At 39.4% G+C, this 25,428-nt stretch carries 25 protein-coding genes; 24 read left to right on the top strand and 1 reads right to left on the bottom strand.

The window, feature by feature from the left end; genetic code table 11:
• Window positions 1-35: 35 nt before the first annotated feature.
• Window positions 36-1,250 carry an amino acid aminotransferase gene (locus F902_RS02890; protein WP_005200881.1) on the bottom strand — a complete coding sequence of 405 codons (1,215 nt, stop codon included), beginning with the start codon at window positions 1,248-1,250 and terminating at the stop codon, window positions 36-38.
• 453 nt (window positions 1,251-1,703) lie between these two features.
• On the opposite strand from F902_RS02890, the gene F902_RS02885 reads away from it, so the two are divergent.
• The 24 genes from F902_RS02885 (at window position 1,704) to F902_RS02775 (ending at window position 25,408) form a co-directional block, all read left to right on the top strand.
• Window positions 1,704-2,414, top strand: coding sequence for a GntR family transcriptional regulator (locus F902_RS02885; protein WP_005186499.1), 711 nt, complete (start codon window positions 1,704-1,706; stop codon window positions 2,412-2,414).
• The gene (gene prpB, locus F902_RS02880) at window positions 2,407-3,291 is read left to right on the top strand and encodes a methylisocitrate lyase (RefSeq protein WP_005200878.1); all 885 of its coding nucleotides are present in this window, start codon (window positions 2,407-2,409) and stop codon (window positions 3,289-3,291) included. The genes F902_RS02885 and prpB overlap by 8 nt, the downstream gene beginning before the upstream one ends.
• A gap of 157 nt (window positions 3,292-3,448) precedes the next feature.
• Window positions 3,449-4,606, top strand: coding sequence for a bifunctional 2-methylcitrate synthase/citrate synthase (gene prpC, locus F902_RS02875; protein ID WP_005200876.1), 1,158 nt, complete (start codon window positions 3,449-3,451; stop codon window positions 4,604-4,606).
• Window positions 4,606-7,224: a Fe/S-dependent 2-methylisocitrate dehydratase AcnD gene (gene acnD / locus F902_RS02870; protein WP_005200874.1), complete on the top strand. Its 2,619-nt coding sequence runs from the start codon at window positions 4,606-4,608 to the stop codon at window positions 7,222-7,224. Before prpC ends, acnD begins: the two co-directional genes overlap by 1 nt.
• 229 nt (window positions 7,225-7,453) lie before the next feature.
• The gene (locus F902_RS02865) at window positions 7,454-7,684 is read left to right on the top strand and encodes an antitoxin (protein WP_005200872.1); all 231 of its coding nucleotides are present in this window, start codon (window positions 7,454-7,456) and stop codon (window positions 7,682-7,684) included.
• Window positions 7,684-8,103: a type II toxin-antitoxin system tRNA(fMet)-specific endonuclease VapC gene (gene vapC / locus F902_RS02860; RefSeq protein WP_005200871.1), complete on the top strand. Its 420-nt coding sequence runs from the start codon at window positions 7,684-7,686 to the stop codon at window positions 8,101-8,103. Before F902_RS02865 ends, vapC begins: the two co-directional genes overlap by 1 nt.
• 130 nt (window positions 8,104-8,233) lie before the next feature.
• The gene (locus F902_RS21990) at window positions 8,234-8,377 is read left to right on the top strand and encodes a zinc ribbon-containing protein (protein WP_004637424.1); all 144 of its coding nucleotides are present in this window, start codon (window positions 8,234-8,236) and stop codon (window positions 8,375-8,377) included.
• Between the two features lie 127 nt (window positions 8,378-8,504).
• Entirely contained in the window at window positions 8,505-9,080 is a 576-nt protein-coding gene (locus F902_RS02855) for a DUF4126 domain-containing protein (protein ID WP_016164902.1), read from the top strand.
• Window positions 9,081-9,156: 76 nt separating this feature from the next.
• The gene (locus F902_RS02850) at window positions 9,157-9,675 is read left to right on the top strand and encodes a GNAT family N-acetyltransferase (RefSeq protein ID WP_005200869.1); all 519 of its coding nucleotides are present in this window, start codon (window positions 9,157-9,159) and stop codon (window positions 9,673-9,675) included.
• Between the two features lie 65 nt (window positions 9,676-9,740).
• Window positions 9,741-10,439, top strand: a complete 699-nt coding sequence (locus F902_RS02845; RefSeq protein ID WP_026057477.1) for a hypothetical protein — start codon at window positions 9,741-9,743, stop codon at window positions 10,437-10,439.
• A gap of 127 nt (window positions 10,440-10,566) precedes the next feature.
• A complete protein-coding gene (locus F902_RS02840; RefSeq protein ID WP_005200867.1) occupies window positions 10,567-10,806 on the top strand; it encodes a DUF6868 family protein in 240 nt (79 codons plus the stop codon).
• Between the two features lie 117 nt (window positions 10,807-10,923).
• Window positions 10,924-11,628 (top strand): DUF1003 domain-containing protein, encoded by a 705-nt coding sequence (locus F902_RS02835; RefSeq protein ID WP_005200866.1) that lies wholly within the window; start codon window positions 10,924-10,926, stop codon window positions 11,626-11,628.
• A 141-nt stretch (window positions 11,629-11,769) separates the two neighbouring features.
• Window positions 11,770-12,657, top strand: coding sequence for a DMT family transporter (locus tag F902_RS02830; RefSeq protein WP_005200865.1), 888 nt, complete (start codon window positions 11,770-11,772; stop codon window positions 12,655-12,657).
• 570 nt (window positions 12,658-13,227) lie between these two features.
• Window positions 13,228-13,680, top strand: coding sequence for a hypothetical protein (locus F902_RS02825; protein WP_005200864.1), 453 nt, complete (start codon window positions 13,228-13,230; stop codon window positions 13,678-13,680).
• Window positions 13,681-13,776: 96 nt separating this feature from the next.
• Window positions 13,777-14,442: a pseudouridine synthase gene (locus F902_RS02820; RefSeq protein ID WP_005200863.1), complete on the top strand. Its 666-nt coding sequence runs from the start codon at window positions 13,777-13,779 to the stop codon at window positions 14,440-14,442.
• A 24-nt stretch (window positions 14,443-14,466) separates the two neighbouring features.
• A complete protein-coding gene (locus tag F902_RS02815) occupies window positions 14,467-14,940 on the top strand; it encodes a GNAT family N-acetyltransferase (RefSeq protein WP_005200862.1) in 474 nt (157 codons plus the stop codon).
• Between the two features lie 136 nt (window positions 14,941-15,076).
• Window positions 15,077-15,442 (top strand): ribonuclease E inhibitor RraB, encoded by a 366-nt coding sequence (locus F902_RS02810; protein ID WP_004801857.1) that lies wholly within the window; start codon window positions 15,077-15,079, stop codon window positions 15,440-15,442.
• A 301-nt stretch (window positions 15,443-15,743) separates the two neighbouring features.
• A complete protein-coding gene (locus F902_RS02805) occupies window positions 15,744-16,568 on the top strand; it encodes an ABC transporter permease (RefSeq protein ID WP_005200861.1) in 825 nt (274 codons plus the stop codon).
• Window positions 16,565-17,236 carry an ABC transporter ATP-binding protein gene (locus F902_RS02800; RefSeq protein ID WP_005200860.1) on the top strand — a complete coding sequence of 224 codons (672 nt, stop codon included), beginning with the start codon at window positions 16,565-16,567 and terminating at the stop codon, window positions 17,234-17,236. Before F902_RS02805 ends, F902_RS02800 begins: the two co-directional genes overlap by 4 nt.
• On the top strand, window positions 17,217-18,317 hold the full coding sequence (locus F902_RS02795) for a KpsE/RkpR family capsule polysaccharide export protein (protein ID WP_005200859.1): 1,101 nt from the start codon (window positions 17,217-17,219) through the stop codon (window positions 18,315-18,317). Before F902_RS02800 ends, F902_RS02795 begins: the two co-directional genes overlap by 20 nt.
• 5 nt (window positions 18,318-18,322) lie before the next feature.
• The gene (locus tag F902_RS02790) at window positions 18,323-19,999 is read left to right on the top strand and encodes a polysaccharide biosynthesis/export family protein (RefSeq protein WP_005200858.1); all 1,677 of its coding nucleotides are present in this window, start codon (window positions 18,323-18,325) and stop codon (window positions 19,997-19,999) included.
• 77 nt (window positions 20,000-20,076) lie between these two features.
• Window positions 20,077-23,259 carry a capsular polysaccharide export protein, LipB/KpsS family gene (locus F902_RS02785; RefSeq protein WP_005200856.1) on the top strand — a complete coding sequence of 1,061 codons (3,183 nt, stop codon included), beginning with the start codon at window positions 20,077-20,079 and terminating at the stop codon, window positions 23,257-23,259.
• A gap of 18 nt (window positions 23,260-23,277) precedes the next feature.
• Complete coding sequence (locus tag F902_RS02780; RefSeq protein WP_005200854.1) at window positions 23,278-24,258, top strand: NAD-dependent 4,6-dehydratase LegB; 981 nt, start codon at window positions 23,278-23,280, stop codon at window positions 24,256-24,258.
• Complete coding sequence (locus tag F902_RS02775; protein WP_005200852.1) at window positions 24,251-25,408, top strand: LegC family aminotransferase; 1,158 nt, start codon at window positions 24,251-24,253, stop codon at window positions 25,406-25,408. The genes F902_RS02780 and F902_RS02775 overlap by 8 nt, the downstream gene beginning before the upstream one ends.
• Window positions 25,409-25,428 lie beyond the last annotated feature (20 nt).

The raw sequence follows: 25,428 nt of genomic DNA, 5'->3' as shown, positions 1-25,428 counted from the left end.
AAGGCGCATCAAGCGCCTTTTTTATGCGTTACAACTTAAGCGGTTGCAGCAGATTTTGCTAAAACTTCAGCCACTGCTTTGGCAACTTTGTACACGTTATTCATGTTCAGACCAGCAACACAGATACGACCACTGCGTACCAGGTAGATTGCATATTCTTCACGAAGAATGTCTACTTGCTCAGCGGTTAAACCAGTGTAGCTAAACATACCTTTTTGGTTGACAAGGTAGCTAAAGTCACGCTCAGGAAGGGCTTTAGTTAGCTCATCTTTTAAGATGCTACGCATTTTGATAATACGTTCACGCATCTCTTTCACTTCGCCTTGCCATTGTTGATTGAGATCAGCGTCATTTAACACTTGATCAACCAACCACGCACCTGTTGTTGGTGGGCTAGAGTAGATACGACGTACTGTTGCTTTCAACTGACCAAATGTGCATTTTGCTGCTTCAGCATCGTCACATACGAAAGTTAAACCACCAACGCGTTCACCGTAAAGTGAGAAAATTTTAGAGAACGAGTTGCTGACAATAAAGTTCAGACCCGCTTGGTCTAAAGCACGAATGGCATAAGCATCTTGCTCCATACCATCGCCAAAACCTTGGTAAGCGATGTCGAGGAATGGAATCAGGTTGCGCTCTTTTAATACCACAATCACTTGATCCCATTGTGCTGGGTTCAAGTCTGCGCCTGTTGGGTTATGGCAGCATGGATGTAATAATACAATGCTTTGTTCTGGCAATGTTTTTAAAGTAGACAACATACCGTCAAAATCAACGCCACGTGTTTCAGCATCGAAGTATGGATAGAAGTTGCTCTTGATGCCTGCACCATTGAAGATCGCAACGTGGTTATCCCAAGTTGGCTGGCTCACCCAAACTTCTGAATTCGGGAAGTAGGTTTTTAAGAAGTCTGCACCGACTTTTAATGCGCCAGAACCACCAAGCGTTTGAATCGTTGCAACACGACCTTGTTGAATTGCAGGGCTGTTTGCACCAAACAATAAGGCTTGAATCGCATCACGGTAAGGTTTGAAACCTTCCATTGGTAAATAAAGCTTGGTTTGCGTATTTTTAGGTGCAATACGTTTTTGCGCTTCGATAATGGTATCAAGCTGAGGAACGATACTGTCTTCGTTATAGTACAAACCAATACTGAGGTTTACCTTTTCAGCACGTGGATCAGCATTGAACTGTTCCATCAATGAAAGGATTGGATCGCCTGCATAAGGTGGGATATGTTGAAACATTAACAATGTCCTTTTCTTCAACAAAGTGCATAGATGTCTGGGGAGGCTGACGCTTCAGAAGCGGAACCTTTGATGCCCAATAATGTATCAATAAAGACTGCATGAAGCACGCTGTTATTTACATTTTGGTGCAGTATTTACTTACAAAATTTGTCGCTACAAGCTGATTATAAAGATTGTCTACAATCAAGCTGTCATACCATGGTCGTAGCATGAACAGTCTAAGCCTGTTCAGCCAATCAAAGCTTAGGGTTGGGCGATGATTTGGATTATCATTAACCTATTGTTTTTTCTATTTTTATATAAGGTTTTTGGCCGTGTATTGATCAACCGCTGAGTGATCACAATCACGTCGGATTGAAAGCATCAGTCTAATTTATTGTCGACAATCCTATTGCATTTTTTCTTTTATCTGGTTATAAAATCATAAAAATTGTAGAGATTGTCGACAATATGCAAGATACCCTTGTTCCTCAAGCCCTCAGCACTAGTCAGGGAATGACCCTGACGGAACACGTATTCAAGCAAATTCAGTCGGCAATTGTTTTAGGGCATATTCCTGCAGGCAGTAAGATTTCAGAACCTGAACTGGCGCGTATTTATGGCATCAGTCGCGGGCCTTTACGTGAAGCCATTCATCGTTTGGAAGGGCAGAAACTGGTAGAGCGAACAGCCCATGTCGGCGCCCGTGTGGTGTCACTGTCGCTACAGCAGTTTCAAGAACTCTATCAAATTCGTGCCTCTTTAGAAGGCTTGGCCTGCAAACTCGCAGCCCAGCATATTGATAAAAAACAGATTCTGGCTTTGCGTGATGTATTGCGGATGCATGCCGAAGATGAAAACTTTAAAGCAGGTAAGGGCTACTATCTGCAAGAAGGTCAGGACGATTTCCATTACTGCATTATCAAAAGCAGTGGCAATAAAACCTTAGAAAAAATGTTATGCGATGAGCTGTATCACCTCATTCGTATGTATCGAATCCAGTTTTCAAATACCCCAGATCGCCCGAGCAAAGCTTGGGACGAACATATCCGCATATTAGATGCGATTGCTGAAGGTGACGGTGAGCTTGCCGAAATGCTGATGCACCGTCACATCAATGCATCTTACAAAATTGTTGAGCAAACATTGCTACAAAATCAAGGAGAACAACAACATGGCTAAACAGTCTGCTGGTCAGCTATTCCGCGACGCGGTCGCAAATGAAAAACCATTACAAGTGGTGGGTGCGATCAATGCCAACCATGCGTTATTGGCAAAACGCGCTGGCTACAAGGCGATCTATTTGTCAGGTGGTGGTGTTGCCGCAGGTTCTTTGGGCTTACCTGATTTGGGTATCAGTAACCTTGATGATGTATTGACTGATGTTCGCCGTATTACTGACGTGTGTGATCTGCCGTTATTGGTCGATGTCGACACCGGTTTCGGTGCTTCTGCCTTTAATATCGCACGTACCACCAAGTCGATGATCAAGTTTGGTGCTGCTGCGATGCATATCGAAGACCAAGTTGGTGCCAAGCGTTGTGGTCACCGTCCGAATAAAGCCATCGTGACTCAACAAGAAATGGTCGATCGTATTAAAGCCGCAGTCGATGCACGTACCGATGATAGCTTTGTGATCATGGCTCGTACTGATGCACTTGCGGTTGAAGGCTTGCAAGCTGCAATTGACCGTGCAGGGGCGTATATCGAGGCGGGTGCAGACATGCTGTTCCCAGAAGCGATCACTGAATTGGCGATGTATAAGCAATTTGCAGATCTGACCAAAGTTCCTGTTTTAGCCAACATCACCGAATTTGGTTCAACGCCATTATTTACTACGGACGAACTGGCTTCTGCCGATGTCAGCATTGCGCTGTATCCACTTTCTGCATTCCGTGCCATGAACAAGGCCGCAGAAAATGTCTATGAGACCTTGCGTAAAGAAGGCACACAAAAGAATGTGGTCGATACTATGCAAACCCGTCAAGAATTGTATGAACGCATTAACTACCATGCGTTTGAACAATATCTTGATGGAACTTTTGCGAAGAATAAATAAGTCAAACAATCTCCCCTAACCCCTCTTTGAAAAAGAGGGGAATCACCTAAATCTTGGATGATCTAGGGTTGGTGGGAAGTCCCTCTTTGGAAAGAGGGATTTAGGGAGATTAAGAACTTTATAAGTTTTAACCTAAGGATATAAAAAGGACAATCTTATGAGCAGTAATGAAACTCCAACAGGCTTCAAACCGAAAAAATCAGTTGCCCTCAGCGGACAAGTGGCAGGCAACACCGCACTCTGTACCGTAGGCCGCAGCGGTAACGACTTACACTACCGTGGCTATGACATTCTTGACCTTGCAGTGGGCAGCCAATTTGAAGAAGTGGCACACCTTCTGGTACACGGCAAACTTCCAAACAAAGCCGAACTCAAAGCCTATAAAGCAAAATTAAAAGCATTGCGTGGCTTACCCGCAGCATTGAAAACCGCACTGGAGCAACTGCCACCGTCTGCACACCCAATGGATGTGATGCGTACAGGCGTATCTGTATTGGGCTGCTTAACACCAGAACATGAAGACCATAACGAAGCAGGCGCAAAAGACATCGCTGATAAATTGATGGCAAGCTTGGGTTCAATGTTGTTGTACTGGTATCACTTCAGCAACAATGGTCGTCGTATCGAAGTTGAAACCAATGATGACTCGATTGCTGCACATTTCTTGCATTTACTTCATGGCGAAGCGCCATCGGAAGAGTGGATTCAAGCCATGCACACCTCTTTGATTCTGTATGCAGAGCATGAGTTCAATGCATCAACCTTTACGTCACGTGTGGTGGCAGGGACAGGTTCAGACATGTACTCGGCAATCACAGGCGGTATCGGTGCGTTACGTGGCCCTAAACACGGTGGCGCTAACGAAGTTGCGTTTGTGATTCAACAACGTTATGACAATGCAGACGAAGCAGAAGCTGACATTCGTAGCCGTGTTGAGAAAAAAGAAGTGGTGATCGGTTTTGGTCACCCAGTCTATACCGTTTCTGATCCACGTAACGAAGTGATCAAGCAAGTGGCGCGTGAACTGGCTGAAGCACAAGAAAATACCAAGATGTACCTCATCGCTGAGCGCTTAGAAGCGGTGATGAAAGAAGTGAAGAACATGTTCCCGAACCTCGACTGGTTCAGCGCAGTAAGCTATCACTTGATGGGTGTGCCAACAGCAATGTTCACGCCATTATTCGTGATTGCACGAACTGCGGGCTGGTCTGCACACGTGATTGAACAACGTCAAGACGGCAAAATCATTCGTCCAAGCGCGAACTATACTGGTCCTGAAAACCTCGAATTCAAACCATTGGCGGAGCGTGGTTAATGAACACAAAATATCGTAAACCGCTGGCAGGTACCCAGCTCGAATATTATGACGTGCGTCAAGCCGTTGAAGATATTCAGCCAGGCGCATATGAAAAGCTGCCATACACCTCGAAAGTGCTTGCTGAACAGCTGGTACGTAAAGCGGATGCCGAGAACTTAACGGCCTATTTAACCCAGTTGATCGAACGCCGTCAGGATCTGGATTTTCCATGGTATCCCGCACGTGTAGTCTGTCACGACATTTTGGGTCAAACCGCATTGGTGGATCTTGCAGGTCTGCGTGATGCGATCGCGGACAAAGGCGGTGATCCTTCCAAGGTCAATCCTGTGGTACCAACTCAGTTGATCGTGGATCACTCTTTGGCAGTGGAGTTCGGTGGCTTTGACCCTGACGCGTTTGAGAAAAACCGTGCAATTGAAGATCGTCGTAACGAAGACCGTTTCCACTTTATTGAGTGGACCAAAACAGCCTTTAAAAATGTCGACGTGATCCCTGCGGGCAACGGCATCATGCATCAGATCAACTTGGAGAAAATGTCTCCAGTGATTCAAAACCGTGATGGCTTGGCTTTCCCTGATACCTGTGTTGGTACAGATTCACATACCCCACATACCGATGCACTTGGCGTGATTTCAGTTGGTGTCGGTGGTTTGGAAGCTGAAAATGTGATGCTCGGTCGCGCGTCGTGGATGCGTCTTCCAGACATCATTGGGGTTGAGTTTGTCGGTCAGCGTCAAGCAGGTATTACTGCAACGGATATCGTATTGGCATTAACCGAGTTCTTGCGTAAAGAACGTGTAGTGGGTGCATATTTAGAGTTCTTCGGTGAAGGTGCTGACAGCATGTCTGTGGGCGACCGTGCCACCATCTCAAATATGACCCCAGAATATGGCGCAACTGCGGCAATGTTCTACATTGACCAGAACACCATCGACTATTTACGCCTGACGGGCCGTGAAGATACGCAAGTGGCTTTGGTTGAGCAGTATGCTAAAGAAATCGGTCTTTGGGCGTCTGATATGACCAAAGCTGAGTACCCACGTGTGCTTCGTTTTGATCTTTCAACGGTGACGCGTAATATTGCAGGCCCATCAAACCCACATGCACGTGTCTCTACCGCTGATTTGAAAGCAAAAGGCATTGCAGGGAATTTGGATCTTGCCAAGGCACAAGAAGCAGAAGGTTTAATCCCTGATGGTGCAGTGATTATTGCTGCAATTACCTCTTGTACCAATACCTCTAACCCACGTAATACCGTTGCTGCAGGTCTATTGGCACGTAAAGCCAATGAACTGGGCTTGGTACGTAAACCTTGGGTGAAATCTTCATTTGCACCAGGTTCTAAGGCAGCTGCGCTGTATTTAGAAGAAGCGGGTGTGTTGGGTGATCTTGAGAAACTTGGTTTTGGTATCGTCGCTTATGCATGTACCACCTGTAACGGGATGTCAGGCGCACTTGATCCTGTGATTCAACAAGAAATCATTGAGCGTGACCTGTATGCGACTGCTGTGCTTTCGGGTAACCGTAACTTCGATGGCCGTATCCATCCATACGCAAAACAGGCATTCCTTGCATCTCCCCCGCTTGTGGTGGCCTATGCGATTGCAGGAACCATTCGTTTTGATATCGAAACAGATTCGCTCGGAAATGACAAAGACGGTAATCCAATTTACCTGAAAGATATCTGGCCTTCGGATGCTGAAATTGATGCGCTAGTCAAAGAGGCAGTGAAGCCTGAACAGTTCCGTAAAATCTACATTCCAATGTTCGATTTGGGTGTCAATGAAGAAGCGGCAAGCCCACTATATGATTGGCGTCCAATGAGTACCTATATTCGCCGTCCTCCGTATTGGGAAGGGGCGTTGGCTGCACCACGTACTTTAGCCAATATGCGTCCGCTTGCGATCTTGGGTGACAACATCACCACCGATCACTTGTCACCATCGAATGCGATTGTGCTAGACAGTGCTTCTGGTGAGTATTTGGCGAAAATGGGTGTGCCTGAGGAAGACTTTAACTCTTATGCAACTCATCGTGGTGATCACTTAACCACACAACGTGCAACCTTTGCCAACCCGAAACTGTTTAATGAAATGGTGGTTCGTTCAGACGGCAGCATTAAGCAAGGTTCAAAAGCGCGTGTAGAGCCTGAAGGCGAAGTGATGCGGATGTGGGAAGCGATTGAAACCTATATGAACCGTAAGCAACCGTTGATCATTGTAGCGGGTGCGGATTATGGTCAGGGTTCAAGCCGTGACTGGGCTGCTAAAGGTGTTCGTCTTGCAGGTGTTGAAGCGATTGTTGCCGAAGGTTTTGAGCGTATTCACCGTACTAACTTGGTGGGTATGGGTGTTTTACCGCTTGAGTTTAAAGCTGGTGTAAACCGTAAGACCTTAAAGCTAGATGGTACTGAGCTGTATAGTGTGATTGGTAACATTGCACCGCGTTCGACATTAACTTTGGTGATTGAGCGTGCCACAGCAGATGGTAAAGAAGAGATTGTTGAAGTGCCTGTGACCTGTCGTTTAGATACTGAAGAAGAAGTTTCTGTGTATGAAGCGGGTGGTGTATTACAGCGTTTCGCACAAGACTTTTTAGAAGGTCAAGTGGCTTAATACCTTAGCTAAAAGCGATCATAGTGTGATTAAAAGACTCTACTTTGCGTAGGGTCTTTTATTTTTATATATAAAAGAAATCCGGCTTCATCTTTTTTTAATTTTGAAGATGAATGACGTTAAGTATTTAGCTGTATTTGGCTTTATTTATTTTAATCAAATATTGTTGGTAAAATGATCAAATAGTATCTATCATAAGGTATGTATCAGAACGGTTGGAGTAGCAACAATGTCTACCGCAAAAGTTTTTATGACCGGTCGTAGTCAAGCGATTCGCTTACCGAAAGAGTTTCGATTTGAAAGCACAGAAGTTGAAATATTTCGCCGTGGCGATGAAGTGATCCTACGTGAAAAACCAATCACTGCAGAACGCTTATTTAATGTATTAGCACAAATGCCAGATGATTTTTATGCAGAAGAAAGAGTGGATCAACCACCGCAAGAACGAGAAGAGTTTTAATGCAGACACAATATTTATTGGATACCAATATTTGTATCTATATCAGCAAACATCAGCCTGAAAGTGTCCGCCAGCATTTTGAAAAACATCTTCCCAATCGGAATATTTTAATCTCAGTGATTACCTTAGGTGAACTACGTTTTGGCGCTGAAAAAAGTCAAAGCAAAGAAAAAGCATTAAAAGTCATTGATGAGTTTACCTCAATGATTCAAGTGGCTGAATTAGATGAAGATATTGCAGATCATTATGCGCAAATACGTCAAGCGCTTTCTTCTAAAGGTCAGATTATTGGATCTAATGATTTATGGCTTGCAGCGCATGCCAGAGCAAATAATTGGGTGATGGTCACCAATAATGAAAAAGAGTTTTTACGTGTTGATGGACTGCGTGTGGAGAATTGGGTGTCGACTCCCTTATAACTCGTTTAAATTGTAAATAACCCTCACCCTTCACCTTTCCGCCATCACCACTTGTCGGAAAGGTCAATAAATAATCAAAACTATCACGCTATAGTATATGTACCATTTCTAAAATCTATGGAGAACAAAGATGGTAACTGCTGGCGAAAAACCTGGAACAGGCTTCTATTTTTGTGTTCAATGCGGACACCGCACCTATTTAGAAATTGGTACTGATCGTTTACCTCCGTGTACCAAATGCCTTGGCAATCAATTCAACAGTAAGAATGCCTAAGCCGCAAAATACCAAACAGTTATCCACTGTTTGAATAAAAGCCCTATCCCTTGATAGGGCTTTTTGTTACCTTAAAAATAAGATGTAAATAACAAGACCTGTCATAGGCATAGAAAGGTAATCCATGATGGAAACAATTTTAGGACTTTGTATTGGCGTTGGACTCAGCGCAGCCTGTGGTTTTCGTGTCTTTGTACCGCTATTAGCGATGAGCATTGCCACCTTAATGGGGTGGTATCAACCCGCTCAAGGCTTTGAATGGCTGGCACTTCCATCGGTATGTATGGCACTGGGTTTTGCCACAATCTGTGAAATCGCAGCTTACTATGTGCCATGGGTAGATAATCTATTAGATACCATCGCCACACCTGCGGCTGTGGTGGCAGGTACGCTGACCACGATGGCGGTGAGCAGTGGCGAAATGTCCCAGTTTGCCACTTGGGCCGCTGCACTGATTGTCGGTGGCGGAACCGCAGGTGTGGTGCAAATGAGTACCGTAGCGGCACGCGGGGTCTCGACGGCAACCACAGGTGGGTTGGGTAACTTTGTGATCTCGACAGGTGAGTTGATTGGCTCGGTCGTGTTATCGATTCTGGCCTTTATCATGCCTGTGGTGATTACGGTCTTGGTGATTATTCTTATTATTGTTGCCGCACGTTGGATTCATGCAAAACGTCAAGAGCAAGCCACTCCTGCACGATAAGCTTATATTTGCAAATCTATCATTTCTATATTGTGAATACGGATAAGAAAAACGCTTCTTTAGGAGTTATAAGTAGATGTCACTTCGTTTGGTAAAACCTCACACAAGGTTTAAACAGAGTTATAACGACTATATTGATGAACTTGCTGAGGAAGAACGTTACCCGCTTACATTGGACTTCGATCACACAGATTTTGACAAGTTTTTGAATAAATTAGAACAATATGAAAAAGGGCAGTATTTACAAGAAGGACATGTAGCCAATATGACGTATTGGCTAGTCAATGAGAATGAAATTATTGGTGTGTCTAATCTGCGACCTCAGCTCAATGCACAGATTCAACATTGTGGTGGACATATTGGTTTAGGGATTCGTCCTTCTAGACGCAGACAAAATTTAGGTACTAAGTTAATGGAACTTACCATTCAGAAAGCGTGGGAGCTGGGCTTAACGCAATTGCATATACATTGCTATAAATCCAATTTGGCTTCAGCAAAAGTGATTCAAGCAAATAATGGCTATCTTGATTCTGAAATCACCCTAGATCAAGTGATTCAAAGGTATGTCTTAAATAAAGCAATAGAAAAAATCTGAGTTAGTGCTGAGCAAATAAATGCTTGGTGTGAATGCTATTCAATATTAAAAAAAATGATGGACTTATGAAAACTCAACTCATTGCCGCATTATTCGTATTTTCAGGCTTACCGATATTGCCACAAGTCAGCTTTGCTCAAGAGCAACCGACAGTAGAAGAGCTTAAACTACGCAAAGACCAAGTCACTTATCAAGCCTATATCCCTGCAAAATATCGCTTATTTAAAGCCATTGAAGGTGACTTGAATAAAGATGGCGTGAAGGATGTGGTGCTGATGGTTAAAGCAACTGATCCCGAAGCTTTTGTTGAGCATGAGTATCGTGGTCGTTTAGATATCAACCGCCGTGGTGTTGTTGTATTGCTCAATGAAAAAGGCACATACAAGCCGATTGTCAGTAACTTAAATTGTTTTTACTCGGAAAATGAAGAGGGGGGTGTTTATTTCGCCCCTGATATAAGCTTAGAAATTAACAATAATGTGCTGAATGTACACTTTGCCCATGGACGCTATGGCTATTGGCGTTATCTATTTCGCTTGGAAGGCAATGATTTGCGCTTGATTGGTTATGATGATTCAAGCAATCGTGGGCCCTATGTTGAAAGCCAAACCAGTATTAACTTTTTAACAGCAAACAAAGTGATTCGTGAAAATTTAAGCCAAGACTTTGAAGGTGATCCAAAATTTAAAGAGAATTGGAGTAAAATTGATCAAGCCCCAATCTATTTATCGAAAATTAAAGAGTTTGATTATTTAAGTTTTTAAAGACGAATAATTATTTTGAAGATGGTTGCCATCTGTTGGATTCGTACAAAGCGTTGGGGGAAGTATTTTAAGTTTTGCATCATAAAAGGCGCTTAAAATAATAACGATAAAATGGAGGGAAACAGTCATGCACACTTTCCAACTCACACAATTTTTTCTTTACATGATGATCTTGAATTATATCGTTTTAATCATTTGGTTCTTGGTCTTTATCTTTGCAAAAGATTCAATCAAGCGACTGCATGGGCGCTGGTTTAGTCTCTCCGAGCAACAGTTTGATGCAATTCATTATGGTGGCATGGCAATCTATAAAATCGGTATCTTATTATTCGGTCTCGCGCCTTATCTTGCTTTAAAGCTGCTCTAAAATATGATCTTTTTGGCTAAGGCTTACAAAAGCATCACGGGCAACTGGATGTCGCAGGATAAAATTGAATAACAATAACCAGATAAATGAATAAATCTCAGAAAGAGAGGGTAGGACATGAATGGGAAAACTGAGTGTCAAAACTGTATTGTTTGTAAAAAAAGCTTTTCTATTAAAAGTTTGATCCCACTTGGAACGCTGCGTCGGGTCATTACAGAAGAAATTGAGCAGGATTTTCCAGAATGGGGGGCACAGGATTATATTTGTCTACCCGATTTAACCAAGTATCGAATGCAATATGTACATTCACTGTTAAATTCAGAACAAGGTGAAGTTTCAAATCTAGAGAATGATGTATTACAGAGTATGCAACATCATGATTTAATTAATAAGAATATAGAAAGTAAATTTGATCAAGATTGGACCTTGGGCGAACGGCTGGCAGATAAAATCGCATCATTTGGTGGGAGCTGGACATTCCTGATTTGTTTTGCCGCTTTTCTGGCGATTTGGATTTTGGTCAATACCGTGGTTATGGTGAAACATCCTGCGGACCCTTATCCCTTTATTCTGTTGAATCTGATCTTATCTTGTTTGGCTGCAGTACAAGCTCCGATTATTATGATGAGCCAAAACCGTCAGGAAGCTAAAGACCGTTTACGCTCAGAAAATGATTATAAGGTGAATCTCAAAGCAGAGCTGGAAATCCATAACTTACATGAGAAAATGGATCATCTGCTTATGCATCAATGGGATAGGTTGGCAAAAATTCAGGAAATACAGCTCGACCTACTGACTGAAATGAGCAAGAAGAAACAATAGATGATGGATTGAATGAACACAGGCTAGAGTTGCAATTGCTTGTGAAAAATATGCAGTAGAACTTAAGATTTGAAGATGACCATCGAAAAAATAAGCAGAACAGCGTAAATTAGCGGCACTTATAATATTGCGTTCAAGCTTATGATGATCACTTGGATTCTGTTCACTCTCATGGCTGCATTTATGCAAGCTTGGCGCAATGCATTTCAAAAACAACTTAGTACCAGCGTGGATGTGTACGGTACTACGCTAGCGCGATTCATCTTTTCGCCCATTTTTGCCTTTAGTTATTTAGCCTTTCTCTATTGGCATCAACCTGTCACAGCGCCTGTGCATTTTTCCGATAAATTCTGGCTCTATATCGTGATTGCAGGTATTAGCCAGATCTATGCCACTGCCTTGATGGTGAAACTATTTCAACAAAAGAACTATGCCATTGGTGTCGGACTTGCAAAAAGTGAAGCGATCTTGGCGGCCTTGGTCGGTGTGCTGTTCTTACAGGAACATCTCAGTACATGGGGCTGGATCGGGGTCGTGATTGGAGGACTTGCAGTATTCTTACTCAGTAAAGGCAAGCAACAGTCTGATCTGTCTTTCAAAACCTTGATGATTGGACTCGGTAGCGGGCTTTGCTTTGCGATCACTTCTTTGTTGGTGCGTGAAGCCAGTTTAGAACTAAGCATGTTGCCATTCTTACATCGTGCTGCATGGGTGTTGTGCAGTTTGATCAGCTTTCAATGCATTGTATTGCTGATCTATCTCGGATTTTTTAGCCGCCCAACGCTATATAAAATGTGGCAACGGGTTGGCTTAACCTTAAGAGTGAGTATCTGTAGCTTTTTGGCGTCCGTCGGCTGGTTTAGTGCCATGAGTATGCAAACCGTGGCAATTGTCAAAACACTGGGGCAGGTCGAAATTCTATTTAGTCTATTGATCTCGGCTTTCTTTTTTAAGGAAAAGCTCGCTAAAACTGATCATTTAGGTTTATGGCTGGTGATTGTGGCTGCGATTATGGTGATTTGGGCTTAGGTGAGAAGTTCTATTTGAAAAAATACACATGTAAATTTGAATTTATCGGAATATAAATCGTGGTTTTTTATTAGATATGGGAAATATTTTGACTTTTAGAATAGAGTATGCAAAATTATTTCATTGATTGCTAAAAATAGCAGTTTTTAGGAAAACAATCCCACCGTGATCTGCCTAAACTATGTCTCAAGGGTGTGAAAGGGATCGAAAAGAGTAGCATGCACCGACGCTTATAAAGCAAGTGTGTACGAACCCAAAAGGTCTCGATTCGGCTTAGGACGCTATAGATCAAAAGTTTATAGGCAAAGGTTATGGCTTACAAAGTCATAGGTGTTGAAGTAAACAACCTCTGTTTTCCCTTGATACCCTAAAAAATTTAATTGAAGAGAACATCAATAATTCGATCAAAATAATAAAAACTAGATCAATAAAACTAAAACTGAGTGTGAAACTAATCCTGTAATCTGAATATTGTGAATATAAGTCGATATTTTTATATTAAAAAACAAAGTGATATAATTATTTTTATATTAATAAATCAAAAAATCACAGCTATAGGTCAGCACTATAATGAACGAGTTCGAGCTTAAAATCCGCTATCCACATCAAATGAATCACAATGACATCGATCATGTCGGTCGCTTTGATTTGGCAACGATTTTAACCAAGTTTGACGAGATGACTTGGCGTCAGCAGTTGGTTCGTCAATTACAACTCAATGGTGCCGATACCAGTTTTATTGTCAGCGATCATCGGACAGAACAGACCATTTCCATTACCCTTGATGCCTATGCCAAGTCACAGCAGCTTGAATTCAAACTGGACAGTGATATTCCCGTCATCATTCCTAAAAAAGATTTGTTTGGCTTGGTCACGCGTAAAAGCAAAGACAGCATTTCGTTTAAACAATTGAGCTTGGCGCGTGTCAAAGATTATCTGATTGCATTTTTAAATCGGGACATTGCCACATTAGAAGAGATCTATAAACAAGGCTTGGGCAAGGGGTTGAAAACACCGTCTTGATCGTAACAGTGATGAGGAAAATCAGCGGTTGCGAAAGCTGTTGGCGCAACTATAATCACTCCCCATCCTGTACCTGATTCAATTTGTTCTGTTGCCATGGCTCTAAACGACAATTTTATTTATACACCACCACAAGATCCTTTAGAGATCGTCTATGAAGATGATGATTTACTGGTGATCAATAAGCCTGCTGGGCTATTGTCAGTGATGGGGCGTTTACCTGAACATCAGGACAGTGCCTATTTACGTGTTTTGGAAAAATACCCTGCTGCCAAAGTCACGCATCGTCTGGATATGGCAACTTCGGGCTTACTCATGTTTGCTAAACACCGTGATGCAGAAGTGGCAATCAGTAAAATGTTTCAGGCGCGTACTGTCAAAAAATACTATGTGGCTTTGGTACAGGGACAGATTCAAAGCGAGGGCAGTGTGGAAGTACCACTTATTACCGATTGGGAAAACCGTCCGCGTCAGATGGTGCACTTTGAGTTGGGTAAGCCCGCTAAGACCCTATTTCAGCTCATGCAATATGATGAAGTAAGCAATCAAAGCCGTGTCCGTTTAGAGCCGGTTACAGGCCGTTCGCATCAATTACGCGTACATATGATGCACATTGGCCATCCGATTATGGGCGATAAACTCTATCATCCTGAACCAGCCAAGTTTCATTTACAACGGATGGCGCTGCATGCGGCTTATCTGGCATTCAAACATCCTTTAAAAATGCATGCAGTCGAAATCCATTCTGAGCTAAAGTTCTAAACACTACAATAAATAGGCAAGCGCATGTATTCGATTCAATATACTGAATGGGCAGCACTTTCAGAGATACAGCAAAGTCAATTAAAGGCACTTTTATTAGAGGCCGATCCAAGTTGGCAACAGGTCTTAACCTATTTATTGCAGTCGAATCTGTTCATCATGTTGAATGATCAGGCACAAATCATTGCGCAACTTTGTTTACTTAGAACGGATGATCAAGCTGAAATTAAAAATCTAGCCGTAGATTCACGCTATCAAAAACAGGGGCTTGCCAAGGCATTGATTCAATTTACCATTGAAAATACAAGAGATCAAAATATCCAAACATTATGGGTCAAAACAGGTAACTCCAGTCTGGATCAACTAGCACTTTATCAAAAATGTGGCTTTCGTCTGTCGCATATTGAGCGAGATGTTTTTAGAGACTATCCAGAACCCATCTATGAAAATGGCATAGCTTGCCTTGATCAGATCGTACTGAGCATCGTATTACGTTGAGACACGGGAGTCTCAGGACGTTTACTTTGATCGTTTTTTGACTACAATATTGCTATTAATCCGTCTAAAAAATGACATAAAAATCGGTTAATCTATAGCCAAATATCAAGTCCAAAACACAACAAAGGATATTTATATGACTCGCGACTATGACCAATTCCCAGACAATGATAATGGCAACGTGCTATGGCAGATGGTTGAAGATGGTAATGAACTCAACGAGCCACATGAAGTCGAATTTTCAATTGTTTTTGAAAAACAAGAACAGGTTGAAAAATGTGCCTTACATCTTTTACACCAAGAACAAAAAATTTCACTTTTTCAGGAAGAAGTACACTCAGATGGTTCAGATCTTTGGGTGCTGAACATTCATGTCAACATGATTTTGGAATATGAAGATATTGAAGACTTGGAAGAATGGATGACCAAGATCGCCAAAGAGTTCAATGGCGAGTATGATGGTTGGGGTTGTATGAGCTATATTTACGACGAAGACGAGTAACTTAATTATGTGAATTGTTATTGAAAATAACAATTCACTACACTATTTTTCCCTACCTTGCACATTGGGGTGGTTGACTTTCGGTTTATAACTTTTTGAAAGATATATATTTTAGTTATCTCTGTGATCTACTGATCTTTTCTGCTTTAATCCGTGCCATGATTTGACATTTTTTAATAGAAGAACTTTCTCGTATTTAGAAATTATGGAACATTTTGAAACTTTAACTTTTCGAAAAAATAATTTAAGCTTCGCTGGAAAATAAGGCTAGTGCAAAGATTAAGCACTTACAGGGGGTCGGATGGATGAGCAAACATCCAGTTTAAAAGGATTACCACGGTTAAAGCCCCGTGGCGGATTGCAAGTGATGTATGCTTCAGTTCGTGCACTTTTTTTACGCGAGTTGCAAACCCGTTTTGGCCAATATCGTCTTGGTTATTTCTGGATATTAATTGAGCCAGCCTTGCATATCGGTTTTATGCTGGTGCTATTTGGAACACTTCGCCAAAGAATGATCCCTGGTATGGAGTTTGAAATATTCTTAATAAATGGAATATTACCTTTTTTCATGTTTAGAAAAATTGCAACGCAAGCTCTTGGAGCTGTTCAGGCAAATAAAGGATTATTTAGTTATCGCCCAGTAAAACCAATAGATACTTTAATGGCACGAGGTTTTTTAGAACTTTTATTACATTTTATTGTTTATGTACTGTTTAGCTTGATTTTAGTCTGGTTTGGTTTTCATATAAGCAGCGCTGCGATTCCTCAATTATTAGGTTATTGGTTAGTATTGTTTTTATTTACTATGAGTATTGGGCTGATTCTCCTTGTCATAGGTCATATTTCACAAGAAATTAATAAATTCGTATCGAGAATATTTTTTATACTTTACCTTTTATCCGGTGTTCTTTATTCAATACATATTATTCCTGCTGAGTATCAAAAGTATTTATTATGGAATCCATTAGTACATATTTTCGAATTGATGAGGCATAGTATTGCTTCAACATACCCTATAGCGCAGGGAGTGTCCTTGTCATATGTATTTTTATGGATAATAGGTGGTTTATTTTTGGGTTTGCTTCTTTATAAACGATTTGAACAGCAAATGGTAAAGTCAAAATGATTGAACTTAAAAACTTGACGAAATCATATGTGACACCAAAAGGAAGACATTACGTTTTTAGAAATCTAAATGCTGTATTACCCGAAAATAAGAGTGTTGCGATTTTAGGTAAAAATGGTGCGGGGAAAAGTACTTTACTTCGAATCATTGGTGGCATTGATTTTGCTGATAAGGGTAAGGTGATCACCAATAAATCTATTTCATGGCCAGTGGCATTGTCTGGTGGTTTTCAGGGAAGTCTCACAGCGCGTCAGAATGTTCGATTTGTAGCACGTTTATATTTAAGCAATGAAGATGATGTGAACCAGGTTATTGACTTTGTCCAGTCTTTTGCTGAAATTGGTAAATATTTCGATATGCCAATAAAAAGCTACTCTTCAGGGATGCGAGCTAGAATTAGTTTTGGTTTAAGTATGGCTTTTAATTTTGATTATTATTTATTGGATGAAGCTGGTGCTGTGGGTGATGCAAATTTTAAGAAGAAAAGCCAAGCGTTACTCGATGAATTAAAACAGAAGTCTAATATTATTATGGTGTCTCATAGTTTGGACGATTTAACCCGAAACTGTGATGTGGCCTTTCTGATGCGAAATGGCCAAGCTGAATTTTTTGAAGATATTGCAGAAGCAATAGAGGTCTATAAAGCGTATGCGATCAATAACAAATAAGGGTTTAACGATTAGCTACATCATGATTGTGATGTTGCCATTGTTATTCATCATTGCTTACCTTATCTTTTTTGCACAACAGCGCTATGTTTCGCAATCTACTTTATTAGTGAAGCAAGTTGGTGAAGTGTCCAATACTGCTGCTTCAAGTGGGTTGAGCACGTTATTAGGTGTAAGTAATACTAATAGTGAGGATGCACATATTTTAACTGCTTATATTAGCTCGAGAAATATGGTGGAAAGCTTAGATAAAAAACTCAATTTGCGTAAAGAGTTTATTGCTACTAATGATCCTATTTTTAGTTTGAGCTCAGATGCATCTGTTGAAGATTTAGTTAAATATTTTAACAAGCGTGTCCAAGTAAGTTTAGATGAAAAAACGATGATGATGACAATTGCATCACAAGGTTTTAGTTCAAGTTTTGCCCTTCGCCTTAATCAAGAAATTCTAAAAAATAGTGAAAGTTTTATTAATGATCTTTCACAACAAATTGCAGAAGAGCAACTCAAGTTTGCCGAAAAGCAATTAAATGAAGCAAAAGAACAGTTAGATGCATCACGAAATACTTTACTTGATTATCAGAATAAAAACCAAATGTTTGATCCACAGGCGCAAGCTCAAGCGGTTGCAACGGTGGTTGCTAGTTTAGAGTCTAATCTGGCACAGTTACGTACTGAGGAACGAACTTCTTTAAGCTATCTAAATGGAACTGCACCACAGGTTGTTGCTATTAGAAGTCAGATCGAATCGGTGCAAAAACAAATTGTCGATGAAAAAGCCAAACTGACTTCTCCAAATACCAGTAAATTGAATAAGAGTGTGGCGGATTTTGAGGCTTTAAAAGCCAATGTTGATTTTGCAACTGATCTATATAAGCTTTCACTGGCATCACTTGAAAAAGCACGTTTAGAGGCTTCGCGGAAACTGAAAAAATTAGTTGTTATATCTACGCCAGAGTTGGCTCAAGATGCTGTGTATCCACGCACTTTATATTTGATTGCGACTTATTTTTTGATTTTAAATATTTTATTTGGTATCACGATGTTGATTTACTCGATTATCCGTGAGCATAAGGAGTAAGTAAAATGAAAAAGCTATTAATCACTAGTATGCTTGCAATATCCTCCTTTTATAGTTTTGCGGCGGATATGCAAACACTTTTGCCTCAAGAATTGGCAAACAATGTCTCACAAGCAAATAATAATTTTTCTGATAATACCATTTTACCGAGCCAATCAGTGGTAGGGCTTTCTCCAAGTAGTGTACAAAAATATTCTGCACCTACCAAAATGTTTGGTGAGCAATTATTTAAAGGGGCTTTTGCCAGTACAGCAGGTTCAACTTTTAATGATAGTTATGTATTAAATCCTGGTGATGATATCAATCTACGTCTATGGGGCGCTTACCAGTTTTCGGGGACTTTAACTGTTGATCCACAAGGTAATATTTTTATTCCAAATGTGGGTCCAGTTAAAGTCATGGGCACAACTAATGGTCGTTTACAGTCTTTGATTGAAGGCTATGTGCGCAAAACTTATGTCGCCAATGTAGGAGTTTATGCAGCTCTAGTTCAATCACAACCGGTTAAGGTTATGGTCACAGGTTTTGTTAATCAACCTGGCTCTTATGGGGGGGTTGCCAATGACAGTGTTATGGCCTATTTGGATCGAGCCGGTGGGGTCGATGCGCAACGAGGTAGTTATGTTGATATTCGTATCATGCGCAATGGACAATTAAAGCAATATGTAAATCTATATGATTTCCTAATCGCAGGAAAGTTACAGCCATTTAGTTTCCGTGATGGTGATGTGATTGTGGTTGCACCGCGTAGCCATACTTTCTCGGTGTCGGGTGAAGTGTTTAATGCTTATGATTTTGAGTTTAATGTGCCAGAAGTAACAGTTGCACAAGCATTATCGGTTGCAAAACTAAAGCCTGGTGCCACCAATGTCAGTATTATGCGACGTCAAGGTAGTGAATATCGTAGTGAATATTACCCGCTTTCAGCAGCAAATAATGTCGTGATTGAAGATGGTGATATCTTAACAGTGACTGCAGATCGTTATGCAGGCACTATTCAGGTACGGATTGAAGGTGCACATAATGGCGCGCATGCTGTAGTGTTACCATATGGTTCAAAATTATCGGAAGTTCTTAAACAAATACAGCCAAACACCCTCTCTGAAGTTCAGGCACTACAATTATTCCGTCCATCTGTAGCGAAGCGTCAGAAAGAGATGTTAAATGTTTCTTTAGATAAACTTGAAGAGGCAACATTTTCTGTACGTTCAACAACTCAAGAAGAAGCTAATCTACGCGTCAAAGATGCAGAGCTAGTAAAGCAGTTTATTGCCAAAGCACGGACTGTAGAGCCTAAAGGGCAGGTGGTATTAAATGCCAAAGATTTTGATGATGTAATCTTAGAAAATGGTGACATTCTTAATATACCAGAGAAGACTTCGGTGATTATGGTACATGGTGAAGTCACTTTCCCAAATGGTGTGGTATGGCAACCAAACATGTCTGCAGGGTCGTATATTGATCAGGTCGGAGGGTTTACCCAGAAATCAAACAAATCTAAATTAGTCGTGATTCATCAAAATGGTGAATCTGAATTAGTGAGTAAACGTTATAAGATTAGACAAGGTGATGAAATCTTAGTGTTACCTAAGGCGCAAACTAAAGTAGTGGAGTTGACACGAGGAATTACCCAAGTGTTATATCAAATTGCGATTGCTGCGAAAGTTGCATTGGACTTGTAGTTTATAAATTGAGCTTGTTGTTTTAAAGCTAATAGAATCAGGTTTTTCTTTTATTTGGAATTGAGTGAGTTTAAACAATGGATTTTGAAGATATTCAGAGTAAAACTAATGCGGTAAAAGCAAATATAAAAGGAAAAATAAAAAAAATAAAAAAAGATGGTTTTTTGAAAACAGTACAAAAAACTACAAAAGAATTGGAGAAAGTAAGAGAAGCCTATTTAGATACGAGACTGGCTATTAAATACTATTCTGGATATATTACTCAACCCTATAAGAGAACAGCAATAGCCTTTAATGTGGCTCAATGGAAAAGGAAATATGTTATAAATTTCCTAAACGAATATAATGTATTATTTTTTTCATCAAATATGGATATGGATTCTTTACATATTGCAATGAAAATTGCACATAACCCTGTATTTGTCATATGGGGCAGGAATACGCCAGTACATATTAGTTCGTATGCAGAAATATACAGAATTCCTATTTATTATATAGAAGATGGTTTTATTCGTTCGATTGGTTTAGGTGCTAATCATGTACCACCATTATCACTTTGTTTAGATAAAACAGGTCTGTATTACGATTCAACTCAGCCATCAGATCTAGAAAATATATTAAATACATATGATTTTGAAAAAGATAGTAAGTTGCTTGAAGAGGCAAACAAATGTTTAAATTTTATTAAACATAACCATTTGTCCAAATACAATGATACAAATGAAGGCTTGGCGGAGTCATTATATGGACCTAAAACGAATCAGAGAATATTGGTTCTAGGTCAAGTTGAAGATGATCAGTCATTAATATATGGCTGTAATGTTGTTATTACAAATGTTCAGTTAATAAAAAAAGCATTAGAAGAAAATCCTGAGGCGCAAATTATTTACAAACCTCATCCTGATGTACTTTTTGGAAAGCGAAAAGAATTATCTGATTTATCAGAGGTTGAAGATAAAGTAGAAATCTTTAAAACACCAATGTCTTTAGCTGATGCCTTGTATGAAGTAGATAGAGTGTATACTTTGACATCATTAGGTGGCTTTGAATCTTTATTGTATGGTGTGCCAGTCACTACCTTTGGAGCACCTTTCTATTCAGGATGGGGGTTAACAGATGATCGCCAAATTGTTAGTCGAAGAAAAAGAAAGTTAACACTAGAGAAGCTATTTGCCGCGGCATATATTCTGTATCCAAGATATAGAAGTTATAATGGGTTGGAAAAAACAAATTTATATGAAACTTTAGCTTTCCTTAAAGAAAGATTAACTGATATACACTTATCTTCCTCCCTTTCAGTAGAGCGAGGCATGTCGTTCTATAATGCAGCTACTACTCATCCACTTGGTTTGCAATATTTTGCAAAATCAACAGACTCCAAAACAATTATATTAACTGATAAGAAAGACAGCCTTATGTTGGCAGAAAAGCTATCAAAATATAATAAGGAAATTCTTTTAGTCACAACGAGAGATAATTTAGCAAATGATGAGGCAATGTTTGTTAAAAATGAATTTTTAAATAACATTAAACTTACTTCTATTCATAAGCTTTACTCAAAACCTATGTCTGATGCTGAATCACAAGCAGTAAGATATGCAAAAATTTTCAGCTTTGAATTATTAAAAATCTTAAAATTGATTACTAATAATTTGGTGCATCATAATATTTTGGCACAGATAAGTGAAGGTATTGAAGATTATCTTTATATGGAGATTCTAAGGTTTAATGGTTATGCTGATATGTTGAATAACAGTGACCATTTACTAGCTTACTTTGATGATTATGAGTCTAGTAAGGATGTAATAGATTCTTTGATGTATCATGGTGAGAAAATGGAATGTTTCTCTAAGATAAACGTTGCCTTTAAGGAAGTAAATGCCACCAAAAAAATATTAAAGGAAGGTATTTCAACTAATTTAGAAGAGGAAATAAGATTAATTGCAGATTGTAAAGAGAAATTTGCAGCTTTTTGGTGGGGTGTTGATCATCAGAGTTTTAAAAACTTAAAAGTTAAGGATGATGTTGTAGTCGTTTGTGGCGATATTGCTGATGAAAATTATGCATATTCTCCAGCTACATTTAAACTTTTAGATGTCGCTATAAAACAGAAGAAATTGAAAGTTTTATATATAAACAATTCTATTCTTGGTGATTCTTTGCAAGATAAAATAAAAGCGACTTTATTAAAATATAATTATGCAGAGAGCTGTGAAGTCTATAATGGTAGTGTGTTGAATTTTAGGAAAAAATACGCAGAAGTTTATACTGACGCTGAAAAGTTTTTTTCAGAAGATTTACTCGCATTTTATATTTATGAGTTGAGAAAGCAGTTACCTACAGAGTTTATCTCAATTGTTCAAAGTCGTATTAAAGCTTATATTAATAATTTAGCTCCACTATTTGTTTTGATATCAGAATTCTCTGTGGTAATGCGGAATGCAAAGGCTTATTTCACATCTATGGAGCGTGGACATATTTCACGAGCTATTGTTGAAATAGCTCGTGAGTCTGGCGTTAAGACTATAGGTTTACAACCACAGGTTATTTCTGAGTCTGCTAGATATAGAAAAGCTCTAGTTGATCAGATGGGGGTGATTGACACTAAGCAAAAAGATATTTTTGAGGCATTAGGAACTACTTCAAAAAATTTACATATTGTTGGTTCGGTTAATATTATTGACCGTATGTATCGTATGGAAGAAGCTCATAGTGGTATTAATGTTAATAATGAGCCAACGATTTTCTTTGCAATGCAACATTCTTTACCTGAAGAGATGATGTTAATTAGTAAAGCATTAAATAATATTTCGAGAAAAAACAATATTAAATTGATTGTAAAACCTCATCCTATGCAAGAACTACCTATTTTAAATAGAGTGAAAAATATATTTGATGGTAGTGAAAATATTAATTTTTTATCGAGAGATAGCGATACATATCTCGCTATTGCAAAATCTAGCATAGTTATTGGTTTATTCAGCAGTGTGCTTTTAGAATCTGCAATTTATGGTAAAGAAGTTATTGTTGCTGATTTTAAAGATTTACATGAGTCTATTGATTATTCGGAACTTGGCCTTGCTTTAAAAGCTCGAAATGAGCAAGAGCTTGAGCAATTAATTCAAGATTTAATACAGAAAGGCGTTGAATATAGAAAGCTTGTAAAAACTAGAGATAGTTATTTAAGCAAAAACCCACAGTTTATGGCTCCTTATAATACTCATTGTCTTGAGAAATTTCTTTCAGATAGTCTTAACTAACTTACAAAGGTAATAGATATGTCAAAAATATTAGTCACTGGAGCAGATGGATTCATTGGTTCTCACTTGGTAGAAATGCTAGTAAGCCAAGGTCATGAAGTACGTGCTTTATCTCAATATAATTCATTCAATTATTGGGGGTGGTTAGAAGACATCAATTGTTTAGATAAAGTTGAAGTTGTAAATGGCGATGTGCGTGATGCACATTATTGCAAACACATTATGCAAGATATTGATGTGGTCTACCATCTTGCTGCACTTATCGCGATTCCATATTCATATGTGGCTCCTACAAGTTATGTTGATACCAATGTAATTGGTACGCTTAATATTTGTCAGGCAGCTCAAGAATTGGGTACTAAACGTGTGATTCATACTTCAACGAGTGAAGTATACGGGACAGCACAATACGTTCCAATTGATGAAAAACATCCTTTGCAACCACAATCACCATACAGTGCTTCAAAAATTGGGGCAGATGCAATGGCTATGAGTTTTTATAATGCATTTGAACTCCCATTAACAATTGCAAGACCATTTAATACTTATGGCCCTCGTCAAAGTGCTCGTGCTGTTATTCCAACGATTATTGCGCAAATCGCAGCTGGGCATAAAGAAATTAAGTTAGGTGACTTGAGTCCTACTCGTGATTTCAATTATGTGAGCGATACTTGCCGTGGTTTTATTGCTTTAGCAAATTGTGATGAAGCGATTGGTAAAACTGTAAATATTGGTTCTAATTATGAAATTTCAGTAAGAGACACGCTTAACCTCATTCGAGATCTAATGAATAGTGATGCTCAATTTATTGAAGATATTGATCGTTTACGTCCACAAAACTCAGAAGTTTTCCGACTTTGGTGTGATAACACTTTAATTCATAGTTTAACTGGTTTTAAACCAGAGTATTCAATTGAAGAAGGCCTAAAGAACACTATTGAGTGGTTCTTAAATCCTAAGAATTTAGAAAAGTATAAAGCAGGTATTTATAATGTCTAATTTACCTGAAAAGTATGAAAATCTTTTAGGTTCCATTAGGGAGGTGTTTGGTGAGGGATTTATTCCCTTACATGCACCAGTCTTTAATGGTAATGAAAAAAAGTATTTAGCTGAATGTATCGATACAACATTTGTATCCTCTGTTGGTGCTTTTGTTGACCGTTTTGAACAGATGATGGCGGAAATAGCAGGCACTAAGTACGCGATCGCGACAATGAACGGAACAGCGGCTTTACACCTAGCATTAATTTTAGCTGATGTTGGTGAGAATGATGAGGTTATTACACAGCCGCTAACTTTTGTGGCAACGTGTAATGCGATCTCTTATCAAAAGGCTCATTCAGTTTTTGTCGATGTTGATAAAGAGACATTGGGATTAAGTCCCAAGGCGCTGAAAGATTTTTTGGAAAAAAATGCTTTTATTAAAAATAATCAATGTATTAACAAAAATACAAGTCGAGTGATTAAAGCAGTTGTACCTATGCATACCTTTGGTATTTCTGCTGCAATTGATGAAATTAAAGCAATTTGTACTGATTGGAATTTAGTTTTAATTGAAGATGCAGCTGAAGCATTAGGTTCACGTTATAAAGAGAGAGCATTAGGTTCTTATGGCGATCTCGCTGCTTTTAGTTTTAATGGTAATAAAATTGTGACCAGTGGCGGCGGTGGGTGTGTTGTAACCAATGATGAAAAAATTGCAAAAAGAGCAAAACATCTAAGTACTACAGCTAAGTTACCTCATGCATGGCAATTTTTTCACGATGAAGTTGGTTATAACTATCGCCTACCAAATGTGAATGCTGCTCTCGCATGTGCTCAATTAGAGCAGTTGCCTATTTTCTTGGAAAAGAAAAAGCAACTTGCAAGTTTCTATGCGGATATCTGTGAAAAAAATGATATTCCATTTATCTCGAATACTGAAGGCGGCGAATCAAATTTTTGGTTGAATGCTATTTTGGTGGAAGATTTCTCTGTACGAGAAACACTACTTGCTGAAGCCAATAAGCGGGGAATCATGATGAGGCCTGTTTGGGAGCTTATGAGTGATTTGCCAGCCTTTTCAGAATGTCAGAATGATGGATGTGAAACTGCTAAATGGTTACAAGAACGCTTAGTGAATATTCCTAGTAGTGTTATTTCCCTTTAAGTTAGAGTTGAGCGTACACC

Origin of the sequence: Acinetobacter higginsii (genome assembly GCF_000369525.1) — a bacterium.
GTDB classification, from domain to species: domain Bacteria; phylum Pseudomonadota; class Gammaproteobacteria; order Pseudomonadales; family Moraxellaceae; genus Acinetobacter; species Acinetobacter higginsii.
The sequence above is the reverse complement of the archived record's forward strand: the minus strand, read 5'-3'. Positions and strand labels throughout refer to the sequence as shown.

Coding starts and splice junctions, on each gene's coding strand:
- F902_RS02890 (WP_005200881.1), bottom strand. CDS start 1,250: ATGTTTCAACATATCCCACCTTATGCAGGCGATCCAATCCTTTCATTG.
- F902_RS02885 (WP_005186499.1), top strand. CDS start 1,704: ATGCAAGATACCCTTGTTCCTCAAGCCCTCAGCACTAGTCAGGGAATG.
- prpB (WP_005200878.1), top strand. CDS start 2,407: ATGGCTAAACAGTCTGCTGGTCAGCTATTCCGCGACGCGGTCGCAAAT.
- prpC (WP_005200876.1), top strand. CDS start 3,449: ATGAGCAGTAATGAAACTCCAACAGGCTTCAAACCGAAAAAATCAGTT.
- acnD (WP_005200874.1), top strand. CDS start 4,606: ATGAACACAAAATATCGTAAACCGCTGGCAGGTACCCAGCTCGAATAT.
- F902_RS02865 (WP_005200872.1), top strand. CDS start 7,454: ATGTCTACCGCAAAAGTTTTTATGACCGGTCGTAGTCAAGCGATTCGC.
- vapC (WP_005200871.1), top strand. CDS start 7,684: ATGCAGACACAATATTTATTGGATACCAATATTTGTATCTATATCAGC.
- F902_RS21990 (WP_004637424.1), top strand. CDS start 8,234: ATGGTAACTGCTGGCGAAAAACCTGGAACAGGCTTCTATTTTTGTGTT.
- F902_RS02855 (WP_016164902.1), top strand. CDS start 8,505: ATGGAAACAATTTTAGGACTTTGTATTGGCGTTGGACTCAGCGCAGCC.
- F902_RS02850 (WP_005200869.1), top strand. CDS start 9,157: ATGTCACTTCGTTTGGTAAAACCTCACACAAGGTTTAAACAGAGTTAT.
- F902_RS02845 (WP_026057477.1), top strand. CDS start 9,741: ATGAAAACTCAACTCATTGCCGCATTATTCGTATTTTCAGGCTTACCG.
- F902_RS02840 (WP_005200867.1), top strand. CDS start 10,567: ATGCACACTTTCCAACTCACACAATTTTTTCTTTACATGATGATCTTG.
- F902_RS02835 (WP_005200866.1), top strand. CDS start 10,924: ATGAATGGGAAAACTGAGTGTCAAAACTGTATTGTTTGTAAAAAAAGC.
- F902_RS02830 (WP_005200865.1), top strand. CDS start 11,770: ATGATGATCACTTGGATTCTGTTCACTCTCATGGCTGCATTTATGCAA.
- F902_RS02825 (WP_005200864.1), top strand. CDS start 13,228: ATGAACGAGTTCGAGCTTAAAATCCGCTATCCACATCAAATGAATCAC.
- F902_RS02820 (WP_005200863.1), top strand. CDS start 13,777: ATGGCTCTAAACGACAATTTTATTTATACACCACCACAAGATCCTTTA.
- F902_RS02815 (WP_005200862.1), top strand. CDS start 14,467: ATGTATTCGATTCAATATACTGAATGGGCAGCACTTTCAGAGATACAG.
- F902_RS02810 (WP_004801857.1), top strand. CDS start 15,077: ATGACTCGCGACTATGACCAATTCCCAGACAATGATAATGGCAACGTG.
- F902_RS02805 (WP_005200861.1), top strand. CDS start 15,744: ATGGATGAGCAAACATCCAGTTTAAAAGGATTACCACGGTTAAAGCCC.
- F902_RS02800 (WP_005200860.1), top strand. CDS start 16,565: ATGATTGAACTTAAAAACTTGACGAAATCATATGTGACACCAAAAGGA.
- F902_RS02795 (WP_005200859.1), top strand. CDS start 17,217: ATGCGATCAATAACAAATAAGGGTTTAACGATTAGCTACATCATGATT.
- F902_RS02790 (WP_005200858.1), top strand. CDS start 18,323: ATGAAAAAGCTATTAATCACTAGTATGCTTGCAATATCCTCCTTTTAT.
- F902_RS02785 (WP_005200856.1), top strand. CDS start 20,077: ATGGATTTTGAAGATATTCAGAGTAAAACTAATGCGGTAAAAGCAAAT.
- F902_RS02780 (WP_005200854.1), top strand. CDS start 23,278: ATGTCAAAAATATTAGTCACTGGAGCAGATGGATTCATTGGTTCTCAC.
- F902_RS02775 (WP_005200852.1), top strand. CDS start 24,251: ATGTCTAATTTACCTGAAAAGTATGAAAATCTTTTAGGTTCCATTAGG.